Source organism: Knoellia flava TL1 (assembly GCF_000768675.1).
GTDB lineage: Bacteria > Actinomycetota > Actinomycetes > Actinomycetales > Dermatophilaceae > Knoellia > Knoellia flava.
Map to the genome: position 1 here is coordinate 1 of NZ_AVPI01000062.1, position 10,254 is coordinate 10,254.

The 10,254-nt window shown below is 71.5% G+C and carries 10 protein-coding genes; 8 read left to right on the forward strand and 2 right to left on the reverse strand.

What is annotated here, in order from left to right:
- Both N798_RS14895 and N798_RS14900 read left to right on the forward strand, forming a co-directional pair.
- Window positions 1–313 (forward strand): ROK family protein (locus N798_RS14895; protein WP_035949914.1); only part of this gene is annotated, 313 nt, incomplete at its 5' end.
- Window positions 310–1,239: a 1-phosphofructokinase family hexose kinase gene (locus tag N798_RS14900; RefSeq protein WP_052117408.1), complete on the forward strand. Its 930-nt coding sequence runs from the start codon at window positions 310–312 to the stop codon at window positions 1,237–1,239. The genes N798_RS14895 and N798_RS14900, both read left to right, overlap by 4 nt.
- 61 nt (window positions 1,240–1,300) lie before the next feature.
- Here the strand turns inward: N798_RS14900 and N798_RS14905 are convergent, their stop codons facing one another.
- Window positions 1,301–2,152, reverse strand: a complete 852-nt coding sequence (locus tag N798_RS14905) for a class II fructose-bisphosphate aldolase (protein ID WP_035949916.1) — start codon at window positions 2,150–2,152, stop codon at window positions 1,301–1,303.
- On the reverse strand, window positions 2,152–3,051 hold the full coding sequence (locus N798_RS14910) for an SIS domain-containing protein (protein ID WP_035949918.1): 900 nt from the start codon (window positions 3,049–3,051) through the stop codon (window positions 2,152–2,154). Before N798_RS14910 ends, N798_RS14905 begins: the two co-directional genes overlap by 1 nt.
- A gap of 125 nt (window positions 3,052–3,176) precedes the next feature.
- Between N798_RS14910 and N798_RS14915 the strand changes: the two genes are divergently transcribed.
- The 6 genes from N798_RS14915 to N798_RS17575 form a co-directional block, all read left to right on the forward strand.
- Window positions 3,177–3,986, forward strand: a complete 810-nt coding sequence (locus N798_RS14915; protein WP_052117409.1) for a DeoR/GlpR family DNA-binding transcription regulator — start codon at window positions 3,177–3,179, stop codon at window positions 3,984–3,986.
- Between the two features lie 32 nt (window positions 3,987–4,018).
- Window positions 4,019–4,522, forward strand: a complete 504-nt coding sequence (locus N798_RS14920; protein WP_035949922.1) for a glutathione peroxidase — start codon at window positions 4,019–4,021, stop codon at window positions 4,520–4,522.
- Window positions 4,523–4,650: 128 nt separating this feature from the next.
- The gene (locus tag N798_RS14925; RefSeq protein WP_035949924.1) at window positions 4,651–5,916 is read left to right on the forward strand and encodes an extracellular solute-binding protein; all 1,266 of its coding nucleotides are present in this window, start codon (window positions 4,651–4,653) and stop codon (window positions 5,914–5,916) included.
- Complete coding sequence (locus N798_RS14930; protein WP_035949926.1) at window positions 5,913–6,848, forward strand: carbohydrate ABC transporter permease; 936 nt, start codon at window positions 5,913–5,915, stop codon at window positions 6,846–6,848. Before N798_RS14925 ends, N798_RS14930 begins: the two co-directional genes overlap by 4 nt.
- The gene (locus tag N798_RS14935; RefSeq protein ID WP_035949929.1) at window positions 6,845–7,681 is read left to right on the forward strand and encodes a carbohydrate ABC transporter permease; all 837 of its coding nucleotides are present in this window, start codon (window positions 6,845–6,847) and stop codon (window positions 7,679–7,681) included. The genes N798_RS14930 and N798_RS14935 overlap by 4 nt, the downstream gene beginning before the upstream one ends.
- 154 nt (window positions 7,682–7,835) lie before the next feature.
- On the forward strand, window positions 7,836–10,254 hold a 2,419-nt coding region (locus N798_RS17575; RefSeq protein ID WP_198030761.1), incomplete at its 3' end, for an AfsR/SARP family transcriptional regulator.

Here is a 10,254-nt window from a genome sequence, read left to right on the forward strand (position 1 = left end):
CGCCGGCCGCGAGGGCGACGCCGAGACCCTGACCCGGGCGCTCGCCGACGGCGACCCCATCGCCCGCGACATCTGGGACGCCGCCATCGACGCCCTCGTGCGCGTCCTCGCCCCGGTCTGCGCCGCCGCGGGCACGCGCCTCGTCCTCGTCGGCGGCGGACTCGTCCTCTCCGGCGCGACCCTGCTCGACCCCCTGCGTGACGGCCTCGCCTCCGCGATGGGCCACGACCTGCTCACCCTCGCCCCCGCAGCCCTCGGCGACCGCGCCGGCGCGCTCGGGGCCGCCCTGCTCGCCCTGGAGGCCGCCGCGTGATCCTCACCCTCACCCCCAACCCCGCCCTCGACATCACGTATGCCGTCCCGCGCCTTCACGTCGGCGAGAGCCACCGCGTCGCGGTCACCGGCACCCACGCGGGTGGCAAGGGCCTCAACGTCGCCGGCGTCCTCGCGTGCATGAGCGTCGAGCACGTCGCCATTGCGCCGGTGGGCGAGCAGCACCGCGACTTCTTCGTCGAGGACGCTGCACAGCGAGGGCTGCGGCTCCGGCTCGTCGACTCGCCGGTCCGCACCCGCCGCTCCGTGGCGGTCGTGAGCGTCGACGGGCAGGCGACCGTGCTCAACGAGCAGGGCAGCGCCCAGCCGCAGTCGGTCTGGGACGCGATGACCGACATGGTCGCGGGCAGCGTGCGCCCGGGAGACGTCCTCGCCGTCTCGGGCAGCGTGCCGCCGGACACCCCCGAGGACTCGCTCGTCGTCCTGTGCACCACCGCGGCCGAGGCAGGCGCCGAGCTCGTCATCGACGGGCGAGGTCACTGGGTGGGCGAGCTGCTCTCGCGCACGTCCGCCCTCGTCAAGCCCAACGCCTCCGAGGCGGCGCTGCAGACCGGGCTCGACGACCCGACGGAGGCGGCGCACGCCCTCGTCGAGTCGGGCGCCTGGGCCGCACTCGTCTCGCGTGGCAGCGACGGCCTCGTCCTCGTCACGAAGTCAGGTCGTGTCGTCGAGGCACGGTCCCGGACGGCGACCGAGGGCAACGCCACCGGCGCCGGCGACGCGCTCACGGCGGCCGTCGCCTGCGGGCTCGACGGTGTCGCCCGCGACGACGTCGACTGGCCCAGCGTCCTGCGCACCGGCAGCGCGTGGGCCGCAGCAGCGGTGCGTCAGAACGTCGCCGGGGTCGTCGACCGCCTCGACGTCGACGCCCTCATCGGCGACGTCGAGATCACCGAACGTGCCTAACTCACCAATTCCTCCCGTTCGGTACGTACCGAACGGGAGGAATTGGTGAGTTGTGCACGGGCTAGGGGTGGGAGCCCTCCGCGAGGAGGCGGAGGAGGTGGAGGAGGCGCTCGGCCTCGTCGGCGACGGCGTCGCGCGCCGCGCCGAGGTACTTCCTGGTGTCGACGGTCGGCGACTCCTCGAGCCGGTGCACCATCGCCTCGGTCCACACCCGGTTGAGATGCGTCGCGATGTTGACCTTCGTCATGCCGGCCCGCACGGCGGCGGTGAGCCCGTCGTCGGGCACCCCGCTCGACCCGTGGAGCACGAGCGGCACGGCCACCTCCGCCGCGATCCGTTCGACGAGGTCGGTGTCGAGCACCGCGACCCGCTCGGTCATCGCGTGCGAGCTGCCCACGGCGACGGCGAGGGCGTCGACGCCGGTGTCCGCGACGAACCGCGCCGCATCGCCAGGGTCGGTCCGCGCGCCGGGAGCGTGGACGCCGTCCTTGCCGCCGACCTCACCGAGCTCGGCCTCGACCGAGATCCCCTCGGCGTGGCACTGCGCAACCACCCGTCGGGTCGCCTCGCGGTTCTCGTCGTCGGGCAGGCGCGAGCCGTCGAACATCACCGACGTGAGGCCGAGCCGCACCGCCTCGTCGACGAGGTCGAGGGACTCGGCGTGGTCGAGGTGCACGACGACCGGCTGGGAGCACGCCTCGGCGATCGCCAGCGTCGCCGCCGCGATCGGCTTCAGAGACCCGTGCCAGCGCACGCAGTTCTCGCTGATCTGCATGACGACCGGGAGCGAGGAGCGCTCTGCCGCAACGGCATACGCCTCGGCGTGCTCGACCTGGATGACGTTGAACGCAGCCACGGCACCACCGGACCGGCGCGCCTCAGTGAGGACCGGGGTGAGCGCGGAGAGGGCCATCAGCCGGCGGGGTCGAGGATGATCGAGCGGGTGAGATTGCGCGGCTCGTCGGGGTTGATGCCCGCGGCCGCGGCGCGCACGACGCAGTAGCGGTGCAGCCGGACGAGCTCGGCCATGGGGTCGAGGTCACGGTGCTCGAAGTGCGCGCCCGTCGCGCGGACCTGCTCGGCGAGGCCCTCGGGCACGGCGCCGATCGCCCACGTCGCGCGGCCCGGCGCGGCGATGCTGATCGGGCCGTGGCGGTACTCCATCGCGGGGTAGGCCTCGGCCCAGAACTGCACCGACTCGCGCAGCTTGAGCCCGGCTTCGTTGGCGAGCCCGACGGTCCACCCGCGTCCGAGGAAGCTCACCTGCTCGACGTCGAGCAACCCTTCGTATGCCGTCTCCGCATCCTCCGCGAGCACCTCCCGTGCCTGGGCCACGGCGGTCTCGAGCGACTCGCCGAGGGAGGCGCGCAGCAACGCGAGGACGGTTGTCGCGAAACGGGTCTGGACGACCGACTGCTCGTCGACCTCGGGCAGGAGGATCGTCGACTGTGCGGCCTCGGCGACGGGCGTGCCGGGAGTCGCGACGATGGCGACGTGCGGGGTGCCGGCGGCCCGGAGCTCGTCGACGACCTCGATGACCTCGGAGGTCGTGCCCGAGCGGGTGATGACGACGACCCGGTCGTAGCCGCGGGCGAGGTGGTGCTCGCTCGCCGCGTAGGCGTCGGTGACGCCCTGGCCGAGGGACTCGCGCAGGACGGCATACGCCTGGCCCATGAACCACGACGTGCCGCAGCCGATCGTCGCGACCCGCTCGCCGGGACGCGGGAGGAGGTCGGCGACCTCGGGCAGGCGCTGCACGACGCGCGCCCAGTCGTCGGGTTGGGTGGCGATCTCCTGCTCGAGAAAGGTCACGGAACATCCTCATTCAGCGTTGGGTGTACGCGTCTTGCGCGAAACTGCTCGATGCCCAGCCTAAGTGTGCAGAGTCATGCAGCACAACCCTGCAGTCCTGCGTGAACTGCGCGTAGAGTCCGGGCATGCTTCCCACCAGCGAGGCGGCCCAGGACGGTCCGCGCCACCGCGCCTCACGGCTGTCGGCCATCCTCGACCTCCTCGCGACCCAGGGTCGGCTCAGCGTGAGCGCGGCCGCCGAGGCGCTCGAGGTGTCGGAGGCGACGATCCGTCGCGACTTCGCCGAGCTCACCCGTCGCCAGCTCGTCACCCGCAACCATGGCGGTGTCGTCGCGACCTCGGTGGCCTACGAGCTGCCCTACCGCTACCGCTCGAGCCAGCACGACTCCGACCTCGACCGGATCGCGCGTGCCGCGGCGGCCCTCATCGAGCCTGGCGCGGTCGTCGCGATGAACGGCGGCACGACGACGACGACCGTGGCCCGCCGGCTCACCGCTCGCGACGACCTCATCTCGCCCGGCCTCACCCTCGTGACGAGCGCGCTCAACATCGCGGTCGAGGCGGTGCTTCGCCCGCACGTGCGCTGCGTGAGCCTCGGCGGCATCCCCCGGCCGGAGTCCTACGAGGTCACCGGACCGCTCGCCGCCTCGGGCCTGAGCCAGCTCTGGATCGATGTCGCGGTCCTCGGCGTCAACGGCCTTGCCGTGCGCGAGGGTGCGACCTGCCACCACGAGGACGAGGCGGCGGTCTCCCGGCTCATGGTCGAGCGCTCGACCGAGGTCGTCGTCGTCGCGGCCGAGGCCAAGCTCGGGCAGCGCGCGTTCACCGTCATCTGTGACGCCGACCGGGTCTCCACCCTCGTGACGACGGCTGCCGAGGACCACCCGCAGGTCGCGCTGCTGCGCGAGGGCGGAACCACCGTGCACTGTGTGTGAGAACGCGACCCCGTAGCGCCTAGGGTCGGCACATGACCGCACAGAGCACCGAGCAGACCCTCTCCGACTTCTCCGCGACGACCCTCGAGGGTGCACCGCAGGACCTCAGTGCCTACGCCGGCAAGGTCGTCCTCGTCGTCAACACCGCCTCCGAGTGCGGCTTCACCCCGCAGTTCGAGGGGCTCGAGCAGCTCTGGAAGCAGTACGGCGACGCCGGGCTCGTCGTCCTCGGCTTCCCGTGCAACCAGTTCGGCGGCCAGGAGCCCGGCGACGCCGAGCAGATCGGCGAGTTCTGCCAGCGCAACTACGGCGTGACCTTCCCGATGTTCGAGAAGGTCGACGTCAACGGTGACGACGCCCACCCGCTCTTCGAGTGGCTCCGCCAGGAGAAGGGTGGCCTGCTGGGCAGCAAGATCAAGTGGAACTTCACCAAGTTCCTCGTCGGCCGCGACGGTCGCGTCCTCGAGCGCTACGCCCCCACGGCCAAGCCCGAGTCCCTCACCGGCGACATCGAGGCGGCACTTGCCTCCGAGTGACGTTCCGGTTACGGAAGAATTTAACGCGCGAGCACCATTGCACGGAACCCTTTCACGTCCTACGTTGGCTCCCAGCCGGTCCGGTCGCAGTGGCGCGCCCGGAGGAACCGGGAGCTGATGGGAGAGTCATGAGGTCGACAAGGAAGTCCGCCCTGGTCGCGGGGGCCGCGTTCGCGGTGCTGTTCGCGGGGGCCTGCGGCGGTGGTTCGGGAGCGGGCGACGCCAGTGGCGGCGACAGCAGCGGAGGCGGCGAGGAGGCCAAGACGATCAAGCTCGTCGCGGCCGAGTACTCCAAGGACAACACCAAGGCGTTCTGGGACGCCTTCGCCAAGACCTACAAGGAGAAGACGGGCTACACCCTCGAGGTGCAGGTCGTCAGCTGGGACAACATCGACCAGCAGTCCTCGACGATGATCCAGAACAACCAGGCTCCGGACATCCTCAACCTCAACGCCTACGCGAGCTACGCCAAGGACGGCCTCCTCCACGACGCCGACGCCGTGCTCCCGTCGAACGTCAAGTCCGACATCCTCGAGACGTTCGTCAAGTACGGCACCTACGACGGCAAGTTCTACGGCTTCCCGGACCTCTCCAGCGCGCGTGCCCTCTTCTACAACGCCGACCTCTTCAAGCAGGCCGGAATCGCGGGCCCGCCCAAGACGTGGACCGAGCTCGAGGACAGCGCCAAGAAGGTCGCGGCGCTCCCCGGCGGCAACGCGGGCTACGCCCTGCCGCTCGGCCCCGAGGAGAGCCAGGGCGAGTTCTCGATGTGGCTGTTCAACAACGGCGGCGCGTGGAAGGACGGCGACTCCTGGGCGATCAACTCGGACAAGAACGTCGAGACGCTCACCTTCCTCAAGAAGCTCACCGACGCCAAGCTCACCCAGAACAACCCGGCGCGCACGAACCGCGCCGACGCGTTCGACCTCTTCAAGTCCGGCAAGGCCGGCATGGTCGTCGGCTTCAGCCCGCTCGCGGGTGACCTCGACAAGGACAAGAAGGTCAACTACGTCGTCGCGCCGTTCCCGAGCAACGACGGCACCGAGTCCAAGACGTTCGGCGTCACGGACTACCTCATGGCCTTCAAGAAGCCGGGCAACGAGAAGGCCGTCAAGGCGTTCTACGAGCTCTACTACCAGCCCGACCAGATCAACACCTTCATCGAGAAGGAGGGCTTCCTCCCGGTGACCAAGACCGGTGTGGAGAAGTTCCAGAGCAACGAGAAGCTCAAGGTCTACCTCGACACCCTGCCCAACGCGCAGCTCACCCCGACCGACGACCCGACGTGGGACAAGGTCAAGCTCGCGGTCCAGCAGAACCTCGGCAGCGCCATGACCGGCGACCCCAAGGCCGTGCTCGACAGCCTCCAGAAGACGGCCGAATCCCAGAAGTGAGCTCGGACGTCACCCGCGCCCCACGGCATACGAAGTCCTCGTATGCCGTGGGGCGCGTCCGCCCCCTCGTGGCCCTCGCGTGGCTCGCCCCCGCGCTTGCCCTCATCCTCGGGGTCGTGCTCTTCCCGGCGGTCATGCTCTTCCAGGCCTCGCGCAGCGAGTACTCCATCACCGGTCTGCGCAAGGGCGCCGCGGGATGGACCAACTACACCAACGTGCTCGAGCACCCCGACCTCGGCACCGTCCTCACCAACACGGTCGTCTGGGTCGTCGCCGTCGTCGCGCTGACCATCGTCATCTCGCTCGGGCTGGCGCAGTTCCTCGTGAAGTCGTTCCCGGGCCGGCGGTTCGTGCGCTGGGCGATCATCGTGCCGTGGGCCGCGTCGCTCGTCATCACGGCGCAGCTCTTCGTGCTGCTCTACGACTACAACTACGGCCTCATCAACCACGCGCTCAAGACGCTCGGGATCATCGACACCTCGATCGACTTCCTCGGCGACGACTCCTGGACGATGGCCTCGATGGTGCTCGTCGGCGTCTTCGTGTCGCTGCCGTTCACGATCTTCGTCTTCATCGCCGGGCTCAACGCGATCCCCGACGACGTGCAGGAGGCGGCCGTCGTCGACGGCGCCTCGCCGTGGCAACGCTGGCGCCGGGTCACCCTGCCGCTGCTGCGCCCGGCGCTGCTCGTCGCGACGGTGCTCAACGTCATCTACGTCTTCAACAGCTTCCCGATCGTCTACACGCTCAACGACCGCAACCCGGGCTACCTCCACGACACGACGATCACGTTCATGTACAAGCTCGCCTTCAAGAGCCAGGAGAAGGACGTGGGCATGTCGGCCGCCGCGGGCGTCATCAACGTGCTGCTCATCCTGCTCGTCGTCGCGGTCTACCTCAGGATCGTCAACTGGCGGGAGGAGACCAAGTGAGCTCGCCGGTCACCTCGTCGCGCCGGCGCTGGCTGCTCTCGGGCGCCGGGCTGCTCGTCGCGTTCGCGTTCCTCGCGCCCTACGTCGTCATGGTGCTCGGCTCGCTGCGGTCGTCGTCGGACAACAAGGCGACGCCCCCGTCGTTCCTGCCCAAGGTGTGGCAGTGGTCGACCTACGCGGACGTGCTCGGCGACGAGCGCTTCCGCTCGTGGCTCATGACCTCGGTCATCGTCGCCGCGGCGTCGACGGTCGTCGTCATCCTCGTGTCGGTGCCTGCGGCCTACATGACGGCCCGATACAGGTTCCCCGGGCGCACGCCGTTCCTGCTGCTCGTGCTCGTCACGCAGATGTTCTCGCCGACCGCGCTCGTCGTCGGGCTCTACCGCGAGTTCTTCGAGCTCAACATGATCAACACCTACGGCGCGCTCATCCTCACCAACGCGGCGTTCAACCTCGCCTTCGCGGTGTGGATCCTCCACGGGTTCTTCAGCTCGATCCCGACCGAGGTCGAGGAGGCGGCGCTGCTCGACGGGACGACGCGCTGGCAGTCGCTGCGCAAGATCATGCTGCCGCTCACCCTGCCCGGGCTCGTCACGGCGACGATCTTCACCTTCATCGCCGCGTGGAACGAGTACGTCGTCGCGCTCACCCTCATGATCGACGACTCGAAGAAGCCGCTCACCGTGGGTTTCCGGTCCTACGTCACCGGCTACGAGCAGAACTGGGACCAGCTGTTCGCCGCGTCGGTCATCGCCGTCGTGCCCGTCGTCATCCTCTTCGCGGTCATCGAGAAGCACCTCGTCGGCGGCCTCACCGCCGGCTCGGTGAAGTAGGGTCCGGTCCAGCGGCCCGGTCGCGGATGCTCGGTCGCGGCTGCTCGGTCCGGTGTGAGCCGGTCGTGAGCGGGCCGCGACCGGCCTCGGGTCTGCTCGTCGGGACTTCCCCGAAGAGGAGCCCGCGATGCCAGCCCAGCCCTACCATCGGCCCATGGAGTTCGGCGTCCTCGGGCCGCTGCGCGTGCGGGGGGCCCACGGGGTGGTCGACGTCGTGGGCGGCAAGGAGCGCCTCCTCCTCGCCCACCTCGTCTCGGCCGGCGGCCGGATGGTCAGCGTCGACGAGCTGAGCGACTCGCTGTGGGCCGACCAGCCGCCGCGTGCGCCGGGCAAGGCCCTCCAGACCTACGTCCTCCGGCTGCGCAACGCCCTCGAGCCCGACCGGCGCGGCGTGCCGACCGTCGTCCTCACCGAGGGGACGGGCTACCGGCTCGCCGTCGGCTCGCACGAGGTCGACGCCCTGCGGTTCTCCAGCCTGGCCGAGGCCGGCCGGACGGCGCTCGACGCCGGCCGGCCCGCCGACGCGGTCACGGCCCTGCGGGAGGCGGAGCGGCTCTGGCGCGGGCCGGCATACGCGGGGTTCGAGGAGACGACGTTCGGGCGTGCGGAGGCGCAGCGCCTTTCGGAGCTGCGGGTCACCGCCGCGGAGCACCGCTGGGCGGCGGAGGTTGACCTGGGCCGGGCGGGAGCGGCCGTGCCGGAGCTCGAACGGCTCGTCGCCGAGCACCCGTGGCGGGAGCGGGCGTGGGCCACCCTCGTGCTCGCGCTCGTCCGGGCGGGCCGTCAGGGCGATGCGCTCGCTGCGCTCGACCGTGCCCGGACCCGCCTCGCCGACGACCTCGGCGTCGACCCCGGTCCCGAGCTGCGCGAGCTCCAGGCGCGGGTCCTCGCGCACGACCCCGACCTCCTCCGGCTTCCGGCTGCACCCGAGCAGGGGGAGGTGCGGCCTGCCCTCGACCCCGAGGAGGCCGGGCGTCGTCGTGCCGAGGCGACGGCCCTCGTGCGCCACGAGGCCGACCTCCTCGCCTCCGCCGGTGACGTGGTCCGCGGCGGTCGTGCCGCCCTCGCCGACGGCATCCTCACGCTCACCACCGCCACGCCGACGGCCCCGGTGCCCGCGGACACCTGTCCCTGGCGAGGTCTCGCGGCCTACGACGTCGAGGACCGACCTTGGTATGCCGGCCGCGAACGTCTCGTGGCCGAGCTCCTCGCGAGGGTGTCGACCGAACGCCTCGTCGTCGTTGTCGGCGCCTCGGGCAGCGGCAAGTCCTCGCTCGTGCGGGCCGGGCTCCTCGGCACCCTCGCCGCCGGTGGGCTGCCCGGCAGCGCGGGCTGGACGAGGGTCGTCATGCGTCCGGGCGACTCCCCGATGCGCGAGCTCGCCGAGAGGGCGCTGGGTGCCGCGCACGGGGCGACCCTCGGCGACCTCCTCGTGCGGCTCGCGAGCTCCGACCCCGAGAACGACACCGACAGCGACGTCGACGGCAGGGGTGGGTCCGACCAGCGCGTCGTCCTCGTCGTCGACCAGTTCGAGGAGGTGTGGACGGCGTGCACCGACGACCGAGAGCGGAGCTCCTTCCTCGACGCCCTCGCGGGGATCGCCCACGAGACGGACACCACGGTCGTCCTCGCGGTGCGGGGCGACTGGTTCGCCGGCATCGCCGAGCACCCCGCGCTCGCCGCCCTCACGCGGGACGCCACCGTGCTCGTCGGCGCGCCGACCCGCGCGGAGGTGCGCCGGATGGTCGAGGTTCCGGCAGCCGCCGCCGGCCTCGAGCTCGAGCCCGGCCTTGCCGAGACGGTGGGCGACGAGGCCGGGGACTCGTCCGGGCTGCTGCCGCTGCTGTCGACCGCACTGCTCCAGCTCTGGGAGCGGCGCGAGGGGCGTCGCCTCACCTACGGCAGCTACGTCGGGATGGGCGGGCTCGCCGGCGCCGTCGCCCACGTCGCCGAGGAGGCGTATGCCGGTCTGCCCGAGTCCCAGCGAGCGGTGGCCCGCGCCGTCCTGCTCAGGCTCGCCGGCCGGGTGTCCGGTGGCGACGTCGTGCGGCGCCGGGTCGCGCTCGTCGAGCTCGACGGGATGGGCGACGGCGCCGCGGAGGTCGTCACGGCGCTCGCGGGCGCGCGGCTGCTCACCCTCGACGGTGACGCCGTCGAGGTGGCCCACGAGTCGCTCTTCCGCGAGTGGCCACGGCTCGCGGGCTGGCTTGCCGACGACGACTCGGGACGGGCCGTGCAGCAGCGGCTCGCGGTCGCGGCCTCCGAGTGGGAGGAGCAGGGGCGCGACCCCGACCTGCTGTGGCGCGGCACGAGCCTGCAGTCCGCGCTCGAGGTGCAGCAGGCGCGGCCCGCGGAGCTCACCGACGGCGAGCACGAGTTCCTCCGCGCCGCCGAGGCCTCCGTCGAGGAGGAGCAGCGCGCGGCGGAGGAGCGGGCCGCCCAGCGCGAGCGCCAGAACCGCACGCTGCGCACCCTCCTCGCGTCCGCCACGGTGCTCCTCCTCGTCGCGGCCGTGGCCGGGGCGGCCGCCGTCCTGTCCCGGAGGGAGGCGGCGAGCGCCCGGGACCGTCAGG